This window comes from Frankia sp. AgB1.9, from assembly GCF_016786355.1.
Classification (GTDB): Bacteria; Actinomycetota; Actinomycetes; order Frankiales; family Frankiaceae; genus Pseudofrankia.
The window spans coordinates 68,566-88,479 of record NZ_JADWYX010000020.1 but is presented as its reverse complement, the minus strand read 5'-3'; the positions used below and the strand labels follow the sequence as shown (position 1 = coordinate 88,479).

The 19,914-nt window shown below is 73.6% G+C and carries 14 protein-coding genes; 11 read left to right on the top strand and 3 right to left on the bottom strand.

Translation table 11 applies throughout. The features are described from left to right. Nucleotides 1-10: 10 nt before the first annotated feature. Nucleotides 11-472, top strand: coding sequence for a DUF5990 family protein (locus I6A60_RS10155; protein WP_203020783.1), 462 nt, complete (start codon nt 11-13; stop codon nt 470-472). A gap of 137 nt (nt 473-609) precedes the next feature. Here the strand turns inward: I6A60_RS10155 and I6A60_RS10150 are convergent, their stop codons facing one another. Further along, nucleotides 610-1,464 (bottom strand): MBL fold metallo-hydrolase, encoded by an 855-nt coding sequence (locus I6A60_RS10150; RefSeq protein ID WP_203020781.1) that lies wholly within the window; start codon nt 1,462-1,464, stop codon nt 610-612. Further along, entirely contained in the window at nt 1,461-2,552 is a 1,092-nt protein-coding gene (locus I6A60_RS10145; protein WP_203020779.1) for a cyclic nucleotide-binding domain-containing protein, read from the bottom strand. Before I6A60_RS10145 ends, I6A60_RS10150 begins: the two co-directional genes overlap by 4 nt. Before the next feature lie 341 nt (nt 2,553-2,893). Between I6A60_RS10145 and I6A60_RS10140 the strand changes: the two genes are divergently transcribed. From I6A60_RS10140 to meaB, 10 genes are all read left to right on the top strand, one after another. Next, nucleotides 2,894-4,444 (top strand): response regulator, encoded by a 1,551-nt coding sequence (locus tag I6A60_RS10140; protein WP_238435122.1) that lies wholly within the window; start codon nt 2,894-2,896, stop codon nt 4,442-4,444. 244 nt (nt 4,445-4,688) lie between these two features. Beyond that, the gene (locus I6A60_RS10135) at nt 4,689-5,483 is read left to right on the top strand and encodes an ABC transporter ATP-binding protein (protein WP_203020777.1); all 795 of its coding nucleotides are present in this window, start codon (nt 4,689-4,691) and stop codon (nt 5,481-5,483) included. After that, a complete protein-coding gene (locus I6A60_RS10130) occupies nt 5,480-7,933 on the top strand; it encodes an FtsX-like permease family protein (protein WP_238435121.1) in 2,454 nt (817 codons plus the stop codon). Before I6A60_RS10135 ends, I6A60_RS10130 begins: the two co-directional genes overlap by 4 nt. 6 nt (nt 7,934-7,939) lie before the next feature. Then, nucleotides 7,940-10,141, top strand: coding sequence for a histidine kinase (locus I6A60_RS43430; protein WP_203020775.1), 2,202 nt, complete (start codon nt 7,940-7,942; stop codon nt 10,139-10,141). Between the two features lie 96 nt (nt 10,142-10,237). Then, a complete protein-coding gene (locus tag I6A60_RS10120) occupies nt 10,238-10,906 on the top strand; it encodes a response regulator transcription factor (protein WP_203020773.1) in 669 nt (222 codons plus the stop codon). Between the two features lie 122 nt (nt 10,907-11,028). Further along, nucleotides 11,029-11,436, top strand: coding sequence for a response regulator transcription factor (locus tag I6A60_RS10115; RefSeq protein ID WP_307873615.1), 408 nt, complete (start codon nt 11,029-11,031; stop codon nt 11,434-11,436). Between the two features lie 96 nt (nt 11,437-11,532). After that, entirely contained in the window at nt 11,533-13,011 is a 1,479-nt protein-coding gene (locus tag I6A60_RS10110) for an NAD(P)/FAD-dependent oxidoreductase (protein ID WP_203042457.1), read from the top strand. Nucleotides 13,012-13,165: 154 nt separating this feature from the next. Continuing rightward, nucleotides 13,166-15,136, top strand: coding sequence for a methylmalonyl-CoA mutase subunit beta (locus tag I6A60_RS10105; RefSeq protein ID WP_203042458.1), 1,971 nt, complete (start codon nt 13,166-13,168; stop codon nt 15,134-15,136). After that, complete coding sequence (gene scpA / locus I6A60_RS10100; protein ID WP_203025084.1) at nt 15,136-17,370, top strand: methylmalonyl-CoA mutase; 2,235 nt, start codon at nt 15,136-15,138, stop codon at nt 17,368-17,370. The genes I6A60_RS10105 and scpA overlap by 1 nt, the downstream gene beginning before the upstream one ends. 146 nt (nt 17,371-17,516) lie before the next feature. After that, on the top strand, nt 17,517-18,533 hold the full coding sequence (gene meaB / locus I6A60_RS10095; protein WP_203025083.1) for a methylmalonyl Co-A mutase-associated GTPase MeaB: 1,017 nt from the start codon (nt 17,517-17,519) through the stop codon (nt 18,531-18,533). Nucleotides 18,534-18,537: 4 nt separating this feature from the next. On the opposite strand, the gene I6A60_RS10090 is transcribed toward meaB, so the two are convergent. Beyond that, the gene (locus I6A60_RS10090) at nt 18,538-19,899 is read right to left on the bottom strand and encodes a hypothetical protein (protein WP_203025082.1); all 1,362 of its coding nucleotides are present in this window, start codon (nt 19,897-19,899) and stop codon (nt 18,538-18,540) included. Nucleotides 19,900-19,914 lie beyond the last annotated feature (15 nt).

Here is a 19,914-nt window from a genome sequence, read left to right as displayed (position 1 = left end):
CAATGGGCCGGTGCTGATCCGGGTGGAGGGAACCGATCTGCCGGGGCGGAGCTGCGCCGGCCCGGCCGGGCGTGCGGGCTACGAGAACATTCATGTCGCGGTGCAGCGGCGGGAACGGCCGGCCGAGCTGCTCGATCCGGTTCGAGCCGACGTCGCCGCGGCGGTGTGGACGCTGGAGTGCACGTCAACGGTCACGCCGGGCGGCATCGACCTGACGGGCCGGTATGTCCAGGGCCGGCCCGGCGAACGGTTCATCTACCTCAACTGGGGCACCGTCGACCCGGCGGACGGCGGCTTCACCATGTTCCGTCGCGCCAAGCTGTGGCTGACCGCCGTGCCGGCCGACGTCCTGGCGGCCGCGGTCGAGTCCGGGCTGCTCGTCGGGCGCCTCGGCCTCACGGACGCCAAGGGCCACCCGACCTGCGCGTCGGTCCGCCCCCCGCAGATCACCTGGTCCGCGGCGTCGAGCTGACCCGCCGGACCAGATGACGCAGGCGCAGCCGGTCCGGCCGTCGTGACCTCCGGTGGCCCGCTCAGGACCTGTCGCGCGGGACGGGACGGGCGGTGATCGCGGCGCTGTCGGCTGACGCTGGCGACGGCGTGCGCACCTCAGTGGACGGCGGCGGGGGCGGGCTGGCCGCAGGGGATCACATCGCCCTCCCGGCCCAGCCCTATCAGCAGGTCGCCGCCTTCCTCGGCGACGGCGACTTGCGCCGCCAATGCATCGAGGTCGGTGTCGGTCCGGCCCGGGCCATGATGGATCAGGACCAGTCGGCGGACCTGGCACGCCCGGGCGAACCGGATCGCGTCGTCCATCGTCGAGTGGCCGTAAGCGTCGGCCGCCGCACGGTCGCCGAACCCGTTCGAGGCGTCGTGAAGCAGCAGGTCGGCCCCGGTCGCCAGCGCGCGGGCCTCGGCCGTCGGCCGGCCCGCCAGCGCGTGGTCGGGCAGGTACGCGAGGCATGCGCCGTCCGCCGTGACCCGGTAGCCGAAGGTACGGCCGCCTTTGTGCGGAACCTCCGCGGCCCTGACCGTGAACCGCGGCCCTACCGTCAGGGTGCCCGGGTGCACGAGCCGGGTGCGCCACTGGCCGCGCAGGCCCGAGATCTCGATCGGGAAGCTCGGCGGTGACATCGACCGGGACAGCAGCCGCGCGGCGCTGCGTCCGCGCTGGGCCGGCACCCGCAGCTCGACGCTCGCGTCCGGCCGGTCGAGGCCGGGCGCGAACGGCAGGCCCTGGGTATGGTCCCAGTGCAGGTGGGTCAGCAGGATCGTGCCGCGGAACGGCGCCTGGCCGAGCAGCGGGCCAAGGTTACGCAGCCCGGTCCCTGCGTCGAGGACCAGGGTCGGCGCCGGGTCGCCCGCCACGGTGACCGCCACGCACGAGGTGTGGCCGCCGTAGCGGGCAAAGGGTTCCCCGGGCGCCGGCGTCGACCCCCTGACGCCCAGCAGGTGCACGTTCACGCCGTCACCGACTCGTGGCCAGTCTGGGCGCGGGCCGCCGGGACCGCTGTCGTCCCCGGCCGGCCCGGCCCGGCAGACGCGCTGTCCTGTTCCTCCCGGCGGTGACCGCGGGCGAGCCTCGCGAGCGCGGCTAGGTTGACGGCGTCCTTGTCGGCGTGCGCCACCCGCACCGGGGTGACGGCCGTCAGCGTGGCGGTCCGCAGGCCGCCCTCGAGCAGCGAGCGCTCGCCGACGACCGCGCCGGGCCCGACCTCGGCGACCCGGGCGCCGTCGACGTCGACCCCGAGCAGGCCGTCGAGCAGCAGGAAGAGGGCATCGCCCGGCGTGCCCTGCCGCACGAGCTCGCTGCCGGCGGGCAGCTTCTCGATCCGCGGGCGCTGGCCGGCTCGCATGATCCGGTGGGACATCTCGCGCTCCAACGCCGTCTCGGCGGCGACGACCAGCGCGGGCGAGTCCTCGTCGCCCCAGGGAGTGTGCCGTGGCGATGGCTGCGCCATCCAGCGGGACCAGTCGGTGATCCCCGATTTGAGCACGAGGCGGCCGTCCGCGTCGTAGACCCAGTGCCGGGGGAAGGGGCTCGCGCCTACCAGCTCGTAGTCGGCCCGGCCGTCAGCGAACAGCGTCAGTGACAGCGTCGACCAGGTGACCGGGCTCTGCAGCCGGAAATACGGCGGGCGGGCGATCTGTCGTGGCAGCGGCAGCGCCGTGCGGCCGCCGCCGGTCTGGGTGAACCGCACCCACCCGTCGCCGACGACCGGCTCGGCCCGCAGGTCGGGCATCGGGACGCCGGCGAACGTCGCGCCAAGTCCGGCGAGCCGCACCGTGGTCGACCCGGTCAGCGCGCCACCCGTGTAACGGAAGGCCAGCACCTGGCCGTCGTCGGAGAAGGTCGCAGCCGCGGCGAGCCGGTTGGCGAACCGGAACCGGTCCGCGCGCCGCAGCGCCTCCACGTCGTCGACCTGGTCCGGAAGCGGCTCGTCGTAGTGACTCACCCCGAGCGAGAACGGAAGCTTGCCGAAGCCCAGCACAGCATCCGACGGAATCCACGACATCGACATGACACTCGACTCGACCACTCTGGTTCCCATGGCGTCCTCCCCAGGAAAGGCGCGGCGGTGGTTTCTGGCCCAGCCGCGGTGGGTTGTCGGCACCAGACGCTAGGAGCGCGGCGATGCGCGACCGAGGGCGTCAGCCGCTCGTTTCCGGCGTGGCAGCACCCCGCATTTCGGGTGCTGCCGGCGTGCGCCGGCATCCGCTCCGGGCGCCGACCAGGAAGGACGCAGCCGGGAAGCGGAGCCCGAGGCAGCCAGGGTGCGGCCCGCCGCTCCTTTTCGTGCGGCCCGCATCCGGAAAAACGGGGTGCCAGCACTCGCGCGGTTCCGTGCTGGCCCTATTGGCGGCGACCCCCGAAACGGGCTGAATGGTGGCCATGGAACCGATCACGGTGCTGCTCGCCGATGACAACCTCATCGCGCGGGAAGGCATACGGGCCTTGCTGGCCACCGACCCGGCGGTGCGGGTCGTGGCGGTGGCCGCCGACCGCGACGAGCTGGTCCGTACGGCGTTCGAGCTTCATCCCCAGGTCGTCGTGACCGACATCCGGATGCCGCCGACCTTCCAGGACGACGGGATCGCGGGCGCCAAGGAGGTCCGCCGCCGTCACCCGGGCACCGGGGTCGTGGTGCTGTCACAGTTCGACGACCCCGAGTACGCGATAGCCCTCCTCGCCGACGGCGCCGCCGGGTTCGCCTACCTGCTCAAGGACCAGGTAGGCGAGCCGGGCCGGCTGTCCCGCGCCATCAGGGAGGTCGCCACCGGCGGCTCGATGCTCGACCCACAGATCGTCGCCGCGATGCTGTCCCCGGTGACCCAGCGCGGGGAGCTCAGTGCCGGACAGGAGGAGCTGCTGGCCGCGGTGGCCGCCGGCCGGCCTGTGAAGGCGATCGCGGCCACCCGCCGGCAGACCCCGGAGGCGGTCAACGGCGAGATCGAGGAGATCTTCCTCCGGCTGGCCGAAGGCGCGAGCGCGGGCCGGCGCGGCGCGCTGCGCCGGCTGCGGTTGCTGCATACCGCGCTGCTGCGCCGCGAGGAACAGGGCGAGACGCTGTCTCGTCTACTGCCGTCCGGGCTCGCGGAGAAGCTGAGCGCCGACGCCGGCGCCGCCGGACGCACCGAGCGGCTCGAGGTCACCGTGCTCATCTCGGATGTGCGCGGCTACTCGGCGATCGCCGAGCGGGCCGACCCGGCGGCGCTGGCCGGGCAGCTGGGTGCCCACCGCCGTGAGATGAACGCCGCGATCCTCGGCCACGGCGGGACGGTGATGCAGTACGTCGGCGACGCGGTGATGGCCGTGTTCGGCGCGCCGTTCACGCGGCCCGACCACGCCCTGCTCGCGTGTCGCGCCGCGGGCGTGATGCACGCCAGGCAGGCCCGCCTCGACGAGGCGTGGGCCGCCGACGGCCTCGCGCCGTTCGGCCTCGGCATCGGCGTGTGCAGCGGCCCGGTGGCCGCCGCGCTGCTCGGGAGCGAGGAACGGTTGGAATACACGCTCGTCGGCGACACGGTGAACCTCGCCCAGCGCCTCGGCGACCTCGCCAGGCCGGCGGGAACCACCGTGATCAGCGACGCCACGGCGACCGCTCTGGGTGACCACCACGATTTCGACGTCTGGGAAATGCCGGCCCGCACCGTGAAAGGCCGAACCGCCCAGGTGCGCCCTTTCCAGCTGTGGCCACGGACCGCGCCCGCCGCCGACGGCACGACGGACGAGGAAACGAGCGCCGCGGACCAAGGACCAACGCCGGCCCGGGCGCCGCGCGTTTCGCAATCAGCCCCGCTGGCCAGTGTCTCTGTGGAAATCTTGCCACCTGTGGGGGAACCTGCCGACCCAGGCCCGGCCCCTTTGCTGAGCCGGGAATATGCCGAGCGCGGCCGCCGCTGGTGGCAGGCCCGCGGCCGGGCCCGCGCTGAGGGCGCGTAACGAGAATGAAACAGAATCGACGACACCCGTGCTCGTCTCACCTGCGATCGTCGGGCATTCGGCTCGCCATTCGGGGCCGACAGGGCCTCGTCCGCCTTCCCGAACGCCGCGCGATTTCCCTTGCGGCAGGAGCCGCGGGCCGCGAGCGCCCACGACCATAGCGCCGGAGGCCATCGACAGTCCCAATGTGTCACCAATATTCGGCGCGGGGCACCCGACCGCGCCGGTCGGGGGAGGACCTGACGTGACTAGTACCGAACTGGCAGGCGCCGCAGACGTCCCAGAAGCCGTCGGTGCCGGCGGCGCGACGACCGTCGAGACCCGCGCCGCCGCGACCTCGGAGGCTGACACGGGTGAGGCGCCGGTCGTGCGGCTGCGGGGCGTGCGGCGCACCTTCGACGCCGACCTCGCGCCGGTGCGGGCGCTGCGCGGCGTCGACCTGGACGTCGCCGCCGGCGAGCTGATTGCCGTGACCGGCCCGTCGGGGTGCGGGAAGTCGACGTTGCTCAACGTGATCGCGGGCCTGGAGGCGGCCGACGACGGCACCGTCGAGGTCGCCGGAGAGCGGGTGAGCGGCCGCGACGCCGACTGGCTCAGCCGCTTCCGTCGCCGCCATGTCGGCATCGTGTTCCAGTTCTTCAACCTGATCGACGGCATGTCGGCGCTGCAGAACATCGTGTTGCCCGCGTCGATAGGCGGGATGCGCAGGCGAGCCGCCGAGGCCAGGGCGCGGGACCTCCTCGACCTGCTGGGCCTGGCCGACCGCGCCGACCAGATCCCCTCCGTGCTCTCCGGCGGGCAACGACAGCGGCTGGCGATCGCGCGCGCCCTGGTCAACGCGCCGACGGTGCTCCTGGCGGACGAGCCGACGGGGGCGCTCGACAGCGAGGGCGGGCTGGAGATCCTCGAGCTGTTCCGCCGGCTGCACTCGGACGGCCAGACCATCATCATGATCACTCACTCGGTGGACGTGGCCGCCGGCGCCCAGCGCGTCGTGCCGATGCGCGACGGCCGGATCGCCGCGCCGAGGACGTCATGACCGCGCAGGAGACCTCGATGCCCGCGCGGGGCACGGACGCGCCCGCGTGGCGGCCCGTGTGGGCCTGGCTGCGGCTCGACCTGCGGCGACGCTGGCTGTCGCTGCTCACGCTCGCGTTGCTGGTCGCGGTCGCCGCCGGCACCGTCATGGCGACCGCGGCCGGGGCCCGCCGCGGTGCCTCGGCACTCGATCGACTGGTCGGCGACACCCGGTCCGCCACGCTGGCGGCCGTGCCGAACGAGCCTGGCTTCGGCTGGGACGCGGTGCGCCGGCTGCCCGACGTCGAGGCGATGAGCCTCTTCCTGCTCACCGGCACATTCGCCCTGGAAGGCCATCCCAACGCCAACATCAGCTTCGTCCCGATGGACACCGAGGCGATGCGGACGGTCGAGCGCCCGGTGGTCCTCGCCGGCCGGCTCGCCGACCCGAACCGGGCGGACGAGGCGGTCGTCAGCCCGCGCTTCCTGACCACCAACGGGCTGAAGCTCGGGGACTCGGTGACCGCGGTCCTGCCGACCCCGGCACAGACCGACGCCCAGACGGTCAATGCGACGTCGGCCTCGTTCACCGGCCCGCACCAGCGGCTCACGATCGTCGGGGTAGTCCGGTCCGCCTGGTTCTACCTGGACGGCCCGGGCGGACCCGGCGGTATCCAGGTCAGCTACGGGTTCACGGCCCGCTACCGGCAGAACCTGCGCGGCTCCGGCGAGCAGACGATCGTCAACGCCCAGATCCGGCTGCGGTCCGGCGCCGCCGGCGTGCCCGCCTTCCAGGCCGGGCTCGACCGCGTGGCCGGCCACCCGGTCGACATCATCGACGTCGTCCAGGACGAGCGGGACTATCGCGCCACCACCTCCTTCGAGGCGGGCGCGCTGGCCACGTTCGCGCTGGCGGCCTACCTGGCCGCGGTGGTGCTGGTCGGCCAGGCCGTCGTGCGGTTCGTGATCGGCGCGGCCGCGGACCTCGGCGTGCTGCGTACGCTCGGCCTGACCGTCCGGCAGGCCACCGCCGCCGCGGCCGCCGGGCCGGTGCTCGCGACGACCGTCGGGGTGCTCGTCGGGGCCGCCGGGGCGGCGGGCGTCTCGTCGCTGTTCCCGATCGGCTCCGCGTCCTGGGTCGAGCCGACTCCGGGCTTCCAACTCGACCTCGTGGTGCTCCCCGCGGTCGCGGCTGTGACGGTGCTGCTGGTGACCGTGGCGGCGACCACCACGGCGTTCGCCATCTCGGTGCGCGGCACCCGGCTGGCGCGGCCCCGCCGGTCGACGGCCGCGCGACTGGCCTACCGGTCCGGCATGCCTGTCCCGGTGGTGACCGGTGCGCGCTTCGCGCTCGAGCGCGGCCAGGCCGGCGCCGCCGTCCGGCCGGCGCTGGTCGGCGCGGTCGTGGGCGTCCTCGGGGTGCTCGGCGCGCTGACGTTCGAGGCCGGTGTCGCCGACGCGGCGGCGAGCCCCGCCCGGTACGGGCAGACCTTCCAGATCGCGAGCTTGGTCGGCTTCGCCGGCCAGCCGATCGTGCCGACCCGCGACCTCGTCAACCTCGCGGCCGGCGACCACGACGTGCTCGCCGTCAACGACACCCAGATCGACGTCGCGAGCATCGGCCGCCGGCCGGCGACGCTGTTCACCCTCGACGCGGTCAGCGGGCACCCGTCCCCGGTGCCGATGCTGGCCGGGCGGCTCCCGACCAACGCCGGCGAGATCGCGATGGCTCCGGGTGCCGCCCGCCGGTCCGGCGTCAGCGTCGGGGACCTCGTCGCCGTCACCGGGCGCGGCCCGGCGGGCGGCACGCCGATGCGGGTGACCGGGCTGGCGTTCGTCCCGCAGGCGCCACACACGACGTACGACGAGGGCGGCTGGGTGACCGCCGCGGGCTACCACGCACTGTTCCCCGAGGGCGGGTACAAATACCACCTCCTGGAGGTCGAGGTCCGCCCAGGGACGAGCGCCTCGGCCGTGCGGGACCGGCTCAGCAAGGCCGCCGGTTCGGACGACGCCTTTTTCCTCCTGAGCAAGGAATTCCCGGTCGCGGCGCAGGCCCGCTTCCGGGGAGTCGCCGACCTGCCGCGGCTCCTCGGGATCTTCCTGGGGCTGCTCGCGGTCGGCGCCGTCGGCCACGCCCTGATCGTCGGCGTGCGCCGGCGCCGCCACGAGCTGGCCGTGCTACGCGCACTTGGTCTGACCCGCTGGCAGGCCAGGGGAATCGTGCTCACCCAGGCGGGCGTCCTGGCCTTCGTGGGCTTGGCGGTCGGCGTGCCTGTCGGCGTCGCGCTCGGCCGGGCGCTGTGGCGCGCGGTCGCGATGAGCACCCCCCTCCTCTACGTCGGGCCGGTGGCGGAACTCGCGCTGGCGCTCATCGTGCCGGCGGTGATCGCCACTGCTAGCTTCCTGGCCGGCGTGCCCGCCCGGCGCGCGGCCCGGCTGCGCGTCGCCGACGTGCTGCGCGCCGAGTGAGGCACCGTGACCACTGACCCGATGACCACCCCGCCGACGATCAGCCCGCCGGCCGGGCAGCAGACGGCGGCGTCCGCCCAGGCCGCGCGTGGAACGACCGGGACCGCGATGCCGGACACGAGCCCGACCCCCATGTCCGGCGACGCCCGGGCTCAGGTCCGGCGCGCCGTGACCTGGCTGCCGGCGCTCGTCGGCGTCGCCGCGCTCACCCTCGCGCTGGCCGGCCATCGGCTCGTCGGCCAGGCGGCGAGCGGTTCTGGCGGCCTCGACGGGGGCGTCCGGGCGGTGGGCCTGGTCTCGACCGGGTGCTGGGCGGTGCTCGCGGTCATCGCGCGCACAGCGCGGCCGCCACGGCTGGCCTGGTTCGCCGCGGCCGTCGCCGTCGTCCAGGCCGTGGCGCTGCTGGAGCCTCGGCTTACCCCGGTGGCGGTCCTGGCGTGGGCGGTCACGCTCGCCATCCCGCCCGAAGGGCCGCCGACTGGCGCCAGCAGGGCCGCGTTCGCCGGTCTGCTGGTCATCGCCGCGGTCAGCGCCGTCGTCGCGGCCCCGCCAGGCAACGCGGCCCACTCCGCCGCGCTGGCCGGCGTCGCGGTGCTCGGCGCGCTGTACGTCGGGATCTGTCACCTGGTGCTCGTCAACGGGGGCGACGGCGGCGCGGCGGGCATCGGCGAGCGAACCCGCCGCGCGCTGCTCTGGGCCGACACGGGCACCGTGCTGGCCGTCGCCGGGGCCGTGGTCGTCAGCGCGGGCAGCCTCCTGCTGGGCCTTCCCGCCAACCCGGCGCCCGCGGTACTCGCCCTCTGGGTGCAGGTGCCGCTCGCCATGTCCGCGGGACAGTCGCCCCGGCTGGCCCGGTTCGGCCCGCGGGCCTTCGTCGAAGGGGTCTGCGTCGCGGGCCTCGCCGTGTTCGCCGCCGCCATCTATCTGGCCGCCGTGCTCGGACTGGGCCGCCGGCCGGCCGCGAACGAGCGGCACCTGCTCGCGCTTTCCCTGCTGGCGGCGGTCGTCTGCGCGGCGTGCGCGCTGCCCGTCCGCTCCTGGCTCGCCGACGCCGCGCAACGCATGGTGCGGGGCACGGACGTCGCACCGGAGCGACTTCTCGCCACCTTCGGCACCCGGATGAGCCGGGCCGTCCCGATGGACGAGCTGTTGCTGCAGCTCACGGAGCTGCTGCGGGCCTCGCTCGGCCCGGCCGGCGCCGAGATCTGGACCGGTGGTGACGGCACGCTGCGCCGCACGATCAGTCTGCCCGAGCGGCCCGCGGCCCAGCTGAGGCTTGGCCCCCGCGCGCGTCCAGCGGTCGAACGGGCCCGCACCGGCGGCAACGCCTGGATCGCGATGTGGCTGCCGGAGCTGCTGGACGGCGACGAGAAGGTGCGGGTCGCGCCGGTCGCCCATCTGGGCGAGCTGCTCGGGCTGCTCGTCGTGCGCCGGCCGGCCGCCGCGGCGCCGTTCACCCCGGACGAGGACCGGGTGCTCGTCGAACTGGCCCGCCAGATCGGCCTCGCGCTGCACAACCTCTCGCTGGACAGCGCGCTGCAAGCGTCGCTGGAAGCGCTGCGGGAGCGCAACGCACAGCTCGTCGCCTCCCGGGTCCGGATCGTGACGGCGGCCGACGCGGCGCGCCGCCGGCTGGAGCGCGACCTGCACGACGGCGCGCAGCAGCACCTCGTCGGGCTGTCGGTCAAGGTCGGGCTCGCCGCTCAGCTCGCGGACACCAACCCGGCGGCCGTCGGCCCGCTGCTCGCCGGCCTGCACGCGGACGTTCGCTCCGCCGCCGCGGCGCTGCGGGAACTGGCCCACGGCATCTACCCGCCGCTGCTACGTGACCACGGCCTGGCCCCCGCGCTGCGGGCCGCCGCGAGCCGCGGCCCGCTGGACTGCCTCGTCGAGGCGGCCCCCCAGCGCTACCCCCCGGATCTGGAGGCGGCGATCTACTTCTGCTGCCTGGAGGCGCTACAGAACGCCGCCAAGTACGCCGGCGCGGAGGCCGAGGTGACGATCACCGTGGCCGCCGTCGACGGCGCGATCCACTTCGAGGTGGCCGACGACGGCGCGGGCTTCGACCTGACCAGCACGGCCGGCCACGGCTTCGAGAACATGCGCGACCGAGTCGGCGCGTTCGGCGGAACCGTCGAGGTCGACTCCGCCCCCGACAGCGGCACGCGCATACGCGGCACCCTCCCCCTCTCGGAACTCTGGAGCTGACAGGTACTTGACAAAACCGGTGAACCCATGCATGGGGTCGCGTCGGTGAGCGGACAGGCACGGCGAATGGTGATCGTCTTTCGGTAGGCTACCCATGTGTCACTGCGCATCGTGCTCGCCGACGATTCCCTGATCGTCCGGGAAGGCGTCCGCCGCATGCTGGACAGCCAGCCAGATCTCAAGGTCGTCGACGCCTGCGCGGACCTCGGCTCGCTGATGACCATGGTCGGGCAGCTGGCGCCGGACGTCGTCGTGACCGACGTACGCATGCCGCCGACCAACACCGACGAAGGCATTCGCGCGGCCGCCGCGCTGCGCGCGAGCCACCCCGGGCTCGCGGTCGTCGTCCTGTCGCAGTACGCGGACCCGGAGTACGCGCTCAAGCTCTTCGAGCACGGCAGCGGCGGGCGGGCGTACCTGGTGAAGGACGCCGTGGGAGAGCCGGGGCAGCTCGCCGGCGCCGTGCGGGCGGTCGCCGCGGGCGGCTCGGTGGTGGACCCGGCGGTCGTCGAGGCGCTGGTGGCCGTGCGCGCCGCGCCTCGGACATCGCCGCTCGCCGCCCTGACCGAGCGGGAGCGCGACGTGCTCGCGCAGATCGCCCAGGGCAAGAGCAACGCGGCGGCCGGCGCCGCGCTGTACCTCAGCGAGCGTGCCGTCGAGAAGCACATCAACACACTGTTCGCCAAGCTGGGACTGACCGCCGAGCCCGACACCAACCGTAGGGTCAAGGCCGTCCTGATCTATCTGGCCGCGCAGCGCGGCTAGCGCGACCACCGCCGACGATGTCGCGGCGGCGACCCAGCCGGTCCAGCCCGGTGGTGCTGGCACCCCCGCCGCTGGCGGCTGGCAACCTTGCCGCGGGCTCGAGCAGTACCGACGATGGACGCGTGCCACTGTCTGACGTCGCCAGCGCAGAGTCGTCCAGCACGCCGGTCGGGGTCCTCGTCGTGGACGATCAAGCGCTTTTCCGCGACGTCGCGCGCGTGCTCGTCGCGGCGCTGCCCGGCTGGTCGGTGATCGCCGAGGCGGAGTCCGGCGAGGAGGGGGTCGAGCTCGCCGGACGGGTGCGGCCGTCGTTGGTGCTGATGGACGTGCACCTTCCTGGCATTGACGGCGTCGAGGCGACCCGCCGCATCGTCGCCGACGACCCGTCGGCCGCCGTGCTCCTGATGTCGTCCTACGGCGCCGAGGACCTACCCCCCGGCGCCGACCGCTGCGGCGCCGTCGGCTATGTACGCAAAGACGAACTCTCCCCCGCGACCCTGAGCGGCTGCGTCCCCGGCACCCGCCGCTAGACCCCCGGGCGCGACGGCACCACACCCCCGATCACGGGCGCGGGAGGATCTGACTGAAACCAGAAGGCCATTGCCCGGACGCCGCGAACAAGAGACATGGAGGCAGCCGTGGCACTCAATGCCGACGCGGTGGGCGGGCGGCCTGACGGGTTTGACGCCGTCGTCGTCGGTGCGGGGCCCAACGGCCTGGTGGCGGCGGTGACGCTCGCCGACGCCGGCTGGCGCGTGCTCGTCCTGGAGGCGGCGAGCCAGCCTGGTGGCGGTCTGCGGACCGAGGAGCTGACGCTGCCAGGCTTCCGACACGACGTGTGCGCCACCGTGCTCCCGCTCGCCCTCGCCTCCCCCGCGCTGCGCGGCCTGGGCGAGGCTGACGGGGTGCGCTGGGCGCATCCGGCTGTTCCGCTCGCCCATCCGCTGGACGGCGCCCCGGCCGCGCTGTTGCACCGGGACCTCGACGCGACGGCGACCGGCCTCGGTCGGGGGGAGCGACGAGACGACGCCGCGGGGTGGCGGCGGCTACTGGGTCCGTACGTCGCCGCCGGTCCGCGCCTCGCCGACGGCGTCCTGTCGATGCTCGATCTTCCGCCGGCCGCGCCGCTGTCGCTGGCCCGGTACGGCGCGGCGGGGGCATGGCCCGCGACGTGGCTCGCGAAGGGCGCGCTGCGCGGCGACGCCGCGCGAGCGCTGTTCGGCGGGCTCGCGGCCCATTCGATGCTCGATCTGGGCCAGCCGATCACCGCTGGGTACGGGCTGCTGCTGGGGGTGCTCGCCCACCAGGTCGGCTGGCCGGTCGCGGCGGGCGGGTCGTCGACCGTCGCCGAGGCCCTCGTCACCCGGCTGGCCAAACTGGGCGGCGAGATCGTCACCGACCATCGGGTCACGAGCCTGGCGCAGCTGCCGCCGGCGCGGGCCGTGCTGCTCGACCTCACCCCCCGCCAGGTGCTGCGGATCGCGCGCGACGCGCTGCCCGGCCGCTATCGGGCCGCCTTGGCCCGCTACCGCTACGGCCCAGGAGTCTTCAAGGTCGACTGGGCCCTCGACGGCCCGGTGCCCTGGCGCGACGAGGCCGTCGCCGGCGCCGCGACGGTGCACCTCGGAGGCACCCTTCCACAGGTCGTCGCCGCCGAGCGAGCGGTCGCTCGGGGCCGCCATCCCAGTCGGCCGTTCGTGCTGTTCGTCCAGGCTTCGGTCGCAGACCCGTCCCGGGCGCCCGTCGGGCGCCAGACCGGATGGGCCTACTGCCATGTCCCCCTCGGCTCGACCGTCGACATGACCGACGCGATCGAAGATCAGGTCGAGCGGTTCGCCCCCGGCTTCCGTGACCGGATCCTCGCCCGGCACGTCATGGGCCCTGCGGCGCTGGAGGCGCACAACGCCAACGAGGTCGGCGGCGACATCGGCGGCGGCACCGCCGACCTGCGCCAGTTCGCGGCGCGGCCGGTCCTGTCCCGCCGCCCCTGGGTGACCCCGCTCCCCGGCGTCTACCTCTGCTCCGCCGCCACCCCACCCGGCGCCGGCATCCACGGCATGTCCGGCTACCACGCCGCTCGGCTCGCCCTCCAACGCGCACTGTAGGCGCCGCCGACGCGAGTCGGCCCTGGTCGGGTCCGCTGGGGCGCGGGGCCCACGCACGCAAACTGTGATCCCCGCCGCCACCTCATGATCGCAAGCCGCTGTGACTGACAGTACATTGAAGGCTCCTCGCGGCGGGGGCCTCTACGATCCGGTCATGACCGTTCCCTCGGCCGATCTGGAGCTCGCCTCCCTGTTCCCGCCGGCGACGCGCGAGGCCTGGCAGAAGCTGGTGCTCGGCGTCCTGCGCAAGTCCGGAACTGCTGGTGAGCAGGCTCTCCCGGCCGACGCCGAGGCGCTTATCTCGACCGCGAGCTACGACGGCTTCGCGATTCGGCCGCTGTACACGGCGGCGGACACGACTCCCGTCGCGGCCGGTCTGCCCGGTCACGCTCCGTTCGTCCGTGGCCGGCGGGCCGAGGGCGCGAACGTCGACGGCTGGGATGTCCGGGCGCTGCACACCCACCCGGACGCGAAGGTGACGGCCGAGGCGATTCTCGACGACCTCGAGGGCGGGGCCACGTCGATCTGGCTGCGGCTGGCGGCCCCGTCGGCCGACTCGGGCGAGGTTCTCTCCGCCGAGGCGCTACCCGACGTGCTGCGCGAGGTCTACCTCGACCTGGCGCCCGTCGTGCTGGACACCGGTGGCGACGCGGTGACGACGACCGCCGCCGCGGACGTGCTGCTCGCGCTCGCCGGCGTGCGCGGAGTCGCGCCCTCGGCGGTGCGGGCGACCCTCGGCGCCGACCCACTCGGCTTCGCCGCCCGCACCGGGCTCGGCGGCGACAAGCTCGCCGCGCACCTGGACGAGGCGTCCCGGCTCGCCGAGCGCGTCGCGGCCGGCTACCCGGGCGTCCGGACCTTCGTCGTCGACGCGACGCCGTACCACGACGCGGGCGGCAGCGACGCGCAGGAGCTCGGTGCCTCGCTCGCGACCGGCGTCGCCTACCTGCGCGCGCTGACCGGGTCCGGGGTGACCGGGAGCGGGGCGGCCGGCGACGCGAACACGGCCGCGCTCGACGTCGCCGGCGCCCTCGCGCAGCTGGAGTTCCGGTACGCGGCCACCGCCGACCAGTTCGCCACGATCGCCAAGCTGCGCGCCGCCCGGCTGCTGTGGGCCCGGGTCACCGAGGTCTGCGGCGCGACCGGCGCCGACCAGGCGCAGCACCAGCACGCGGTCACCTCGTCGGCGATGATGACGCGGCGTGATCCGTACGTGAACCTGCTGCGCACCACGATCGCCGCCTTCGCGGCCAGTGTGGGCGGCGCCGACGCCGTCACCGTGCTGCCGTTCGACGACCGGATCGGGCTGCCGGACGGCACCTCGCGCCGGCTGGCCCGCAACATCCAGGCGCTGCTGCACGACGAGTCGAGCCTCGCCAGGGTGATCGACCCGGCCGGTGGCTCGTGGTTCGTCGAGTCGCTGACCGCCGAGCTGGCCGAGGCCGCGTGGGCGTTCTTCACCGAGATCGAGCGGGCCGGCGGGATGGCGGCGGCGCTCGCGAGCGGGCTCGTGGCCGAGCGGATCGACACGACCTGGGCGCGACGCCGGGAGGACCTGGCGTTGCGCCGGGCCCCGCTGACCGGCATCAGCGAGTTCCCCAACGTGGCCGAGACCCTGCCGGAGCGGTCCCCGGCTCCGGCGCGGGCGGGCGGGCCGGGTGGGCTGCCCGTCCGGCACTACGACGACGACTACGAGGCGCTGCGGGCCAGGTCGGACGCCCACCTGGCCGCGACCGGCGCCCGGCCGGTGGCCTTCCTCGCGACGATCGGGCCGCTGGCGACGTTCACGCCGCGGGCCACCTTCGCGGCGAACCTCTTCCAGGCCGGCGGGCTGGAGACCCCCGCCGCCGGCCCCGGCGACGACCCGGCCGCGATCGCCGCCGCCTTCACGGCGTCCGGGGCGAAGATCGCCTGCCTGTGCTCGTCGGACAAGATCTACGCGGCGAGCGCCGCGCCCGTCGCCGCGGCGCTCAAGGCGGCCGGCGCGACGCACGTCTGGCTCGCCGGCAAGCCGGGTGACCGGGCCGACTCCGACGCGGCCGCCGGCGTCGACGGTTATGTAGCCACCGGCGGCGATGCCGTCGACGTCCTTCGCACCGCGCTCACGAAGGCCGAGGTCGCCTGATGCCCAGCAACCTGATCCCGGACTTCTCCGAGGTCCAGCTCGGCGGCGGCGCGGCGGCGCCGGTCAGCCTGGACGACTGGCGGGCCACCGTCCAGACCGCGACCGGCAAGGACGTCGACGCGCTCACCTGGGACACGCCCGAGGGCGTCGAGGTCAAGCCGCTCTACACCGCGGCCGACACCGCCGGGCTTGACTTCCTGGACACCTACCCGGGGATCGCGCCGTTCCTGCGCGGGCCGTACGCGCCCATGTACGTCACCCAGCCGTGGACGATCCGCCAGTACGCCGGCTTCTCCACCGCTGCCGACTCGAACGCCTTCTACCGGCGCAACCTGGCCGCCGGGCAGAAGGGCCTGTCGGTCGCGTTCGACCTGCCGACCCATCGCGGCTACGACTCCGACCACCCGCGGGTGACCGGCGACGTCGGCATGGCGGGCGTCGCCATCGACTCGATCTACGACATGCGCCAGCTGTTCGACGGCATCCCGCTGGACCGGATGAGCGTCTCGATGACGATGAACGGCGCCGTGCTGCCCATCCTGGCGCTCTACATCGTGGCGGCCGAGGAGCAGGGCGTCGCCCCGGAGCAGCTCGCCGGGACGATCCAGAACGACATCCTCAAAGAGTTCATGGTCCGCAACACCTACATCTACCCGCCGAAGCCGTCGATGCAGGTCATCTCGGACATCTTCTCGTACAGCTCGCAGAAGATGCCGAAGTTCAACTCGATCTCGATCTCCGGCTACCACATGCAGGAGGCCGGAGCCAGCGCGGACCTGGAGCTCGCCTACACGCTGGCAGACGGCGTCGAGTACATCCGGGCCGGCCTCGCCGCGGGACTCGGTATCGACGCGTTCGCGCCGCGGCTGTCGTTCTTCTGGGCGATCGGGATGAACTTCTTCATGGAGGTCGCCAAGATGCGGGCCGCGCGCCTGATCTGGGCGCGGCTGGTGAAGCAGTTCGAGCCGAAGAGCGAGAAGTCGCTGTCGCTGCGGACCCACTCGCAGACCTCCGGCTGGTCGCTGACCGCGCAGGACGTGTTCAACAACGTCGCCCGCACCTGCGTCGAGGCGATGGCCGCGACCCAGGGCCACACCCAGTCGCTGCACACCAACGCCCTCGACGAGGCGCTGGCGCTGCCGACCGACTTCTCGGCCCGGATCGCCCGCAACACCCAGCTGTTCCTGCAGCAGGAGTCCGGCACCACCCGGGTGATCGACCCGTGGGGCGGCTCCTACTACGTCGAGCGGCTCACCTACGACCTGGCGCGCAAGGCCTGGGGCCACATCGCCGAGGTCGAGGAGCGCGGTGGCATGGCCTCGGCCATCGACGCCGGCATCCCGAAGCTGCGGATCGAGGAGGTCGCGGCGCGCACCCAGGCCCGCATCGACTCCGGCCGCCAGCCCCTGATCGGCGTCAACAAGTACCGGCTGGCCGGCAAGGAGGACATCGACGTCCTCAAGGTGGACAACACCGCCGTGCGCGCCGAGCAGCTCGCCAAGCTGCGTCAGCTGCGCGAGGACCGCGACCCGCACGCGGTCGACGCGGCGCTATCCGCGCTGACCCGGGCCGCAGACGAGGCGCAGGCCGGCACCCGCGCCGCCGGCCTGGACGGCAACCTGCTCAAGCTCGCCGTCGACGCGGCCAGGGCCAAGGCGACCGTCGGTGAGATCTCGGACGCCCTGGAGAAGGTCTACGGGCGGCACTCGGCCCAGATTCGTACGATCTCTGGCGTGTACCGCGACGAGGCCGGGCCGTCCCCGGAGATCGGCGAGGCGCGCCGGCTGGCCACCGCGTTCGAGGAGGCCGAGGGCCGCCGCCCCCGCATCCTGATCGCCAAGATGGGCCAGGACGGGCACGACCGCGGCCAGAAGGTCGTCGCCTCCGGCTTCGCCGACCTCGGCTTCGACGTCGACGTGGGCGCGCTGTTCCAGACCCCGGCCGAGGTGGCCCGCCAGGCCGTCGAGGCGGACGTGCAGGTCGTCGGCGTCTCGTCGCTGGCCGCCGGCCACCTGACGCTGGTGCCGGAGCTGCGCGCGGAGCTCGCGAAGCTCGACCGGGCCGACATCCTGGTGACCTGCGGCGGCGTCATCCCCCCGCAGGACTACGACGCGCTGCGCGCCGCCGGCGCCGTCGCGATCTTCTCGCCGGGGACGTCCGTGGCCGAGTCCGCGATCGAGGTGCTCGGCATCCTCGCCGACCAGCTCGGCCACGACCTCGGCCCGGCCGCGTAGGCCTGGCCGCCGACCCGGCCTGACTTGGTGATCTACCGGTGACGGAGGCTCTCGCCCGCGTGCCACGGCCCGAACCTGGCCTCCCCGACCCTGGCCTCCCTGAATCTGGCCTCCCTGAATCTGGCGCCCCCGAGTCTGGCCGCCGGGTGCCAGCCCGCCGCCCCGTCGACGTCGACGCCTACGCCGAAGGGGTGCTGGCGAACAACCGGACGATGGTCGCGCGGGCGATCACGCTGGTCGAGTCCAGCCGGGCCGACCACCGGGCCGCGGCCCAGGCCCTGCTGGTGAAGCTGTTGCCCCACACGGGGAAGGCCCGGCGGGTCGGCGTCACGGGCGTCCCCGGCGTCGGCAAGTCGACCTTCATCGACGCGCTCGGCACGATGCTGACCGGTCAGGGCCACCGCGTCGCGGTGCTCGCCGTCGACCCGTCGTCGACCCGCACCGGCGGCAGCATCCTCGGCGACAAGACCAGGATGGCCGACCTGGCGATCGACCCGAACGCGTTCATCCGGCCGTCGCCGACCGCCGGGACCCTGGGCGGCGTCGCGAAGGCCACCCGCGAGGCGATCGTCATCATGGAGGCCGCCGGCTACGACGTCGTGCTGGTCGAGACCGTCGGCGTCGGCCAGTCGGAGACGACGGTCGCCGACATGGTCGACACCTTCCTGTTCCTGACCCTCGCCCGCACCGGCGACCAGCTCCAGGGCATCAAGAAGGGCGTCCTGGAGATCGCCGACGTGATCACCGTGAACAAGGCCGACGGCCCCCACCTGATCGACGCGCAGCGGGCCGCCCGCGAGCTCGCCGGCGCGCTGCGGATGCTGCGGGCGCCCGACGACGGCTGGCGCGCCCCCGTGCTGACCTGCTCGGCGATCGAGAAGACCGGCCTCGCCGAGGTCTGGGAGCAGGTCGTCGGCCACCAGGACATGCTCGACGCCGCCGGGCTGCTCGCCGCCCGCCGCCGCCGCCAGCAGGTCGACTGGACCTGGGCGATGGTGCACGACCGGCTGCTCACCGACCTGCACACGCACGCGTCGGTCCGTGCGCTCGCCCCCGACCTGGAGCGCCAGGTCCGCGACGGCACCCTGACCCCGAGTCTCGCCGCCGACGCCCTGCTGGCCGCCTACGGCACCGACCGCCCGACACCGCAGGCGGGCCTCTAGCCGATCACGCCGGCTGGTAGGTCTGGTGGAAGGCCTCGACGAGCTTGACCCAGTTGGCCGACGGCACCAGCTCGCCGATCTGCGTGTGCTTGATGCACGAGTCGCTGGCGAACGCGCGGTGCTCGTACACGGCGAGCCCTCCTTTGTCGGCGGGGAAGGCGCCCATGCCGTAGTACGTCGACTTGTCCTCGGCGCTCGTCGGGAACTCGTGCAGATGTGCGCGTTCCCGGCCTCGGATTCCCGGCGGCGGCGAGGCCAGGTCCTTGGGGATGTTCGATCCCCGATCGACTGCCTGGCGCCCCTCAAGGACGCTGGCGCACCAGTCCTGGTAGAAGGGGCCGCCATCGGTCAGATACCAGTAGTCGACCTTCGTGCTGGTGTCGCGCACGCCGTCCTTCCAGCCGGTGCCCTTCCGCCTGACGGGTACCGGCTGGAGCCGGCCCTCGAGCGGGTCCGCACGGTAGGGGACGACCATCATGATGAAGTTCCGGTTCCACGTCAGGTCGGGCCACAGCACGTCACGCAGCACGTCCTTAGTGATCCCCGCCCGCAGCCGTTCCGGGATGAGCCGGAACATCGCGTGGAAGTCCGTGCGGTGGAGAATCTCGTACAGGGACTTGGGCGCGTCCCGGTTGACCGCGACCCGGCAGACATTTCCTCGGCCCGTCATCAGGGGAGCGCTTCCCTTGTATTTCAGCGAGGCGAGGTACTGGCTGTCCCACTCGAAGACCCGCCACAGGTCGTGGTCGCGGGGCAGCCCCGGGCGCCCCTCCGCGTCGACGGCATAGTACGGAATATCGTAGACGAAAGACTTGAGGAGAAAGTAGTGGCAGGCGGCGAGGAATCCATCCATCTCCGGGCTGCCGGCCACCTCCGGACTGATGCTGTGCTCCTTGAACCGAAGCGCGGCCAGTTGGCGCAGCGACGTCAGCGTTTCCACGGTCAGTTGCGCCCCGGTATTCGTCAACGCGGTCGTCAGGAAGCGGCGCATCGCCGGCAGCGCGACGCCGACGGTGACCTGCGGCTTGGCCGCGAACACGGGATTCTTGACGACCATTGACCCGGTCCTGGTCCAGGTGCCCTTCTCGAACACCTGCGTATCCCTGAACCTTACGACGCCCAGATTGCCGTGGGCCTCCCTGGCGAGCGCCGTGGCCAGGTTCTGGGCTGTCGCCGCCGCCTCCTGTGCCGTTTTCAGGTCCTTGCAGGGTGCCGTGACGAACTCCAGCTCGGCCCACCGGGGGTTCTCATAGGTCTCGTCACCTTCCAGGGTGACCAGACCGTCGTCCGACTTCCAGGCGACCTCACGCGGGCTTACTCCCTCGACGAAGTTGTTGCCGTTCGTCTGTAGCTCGAAGCCGAACACCGCGCTCCCCCAGCC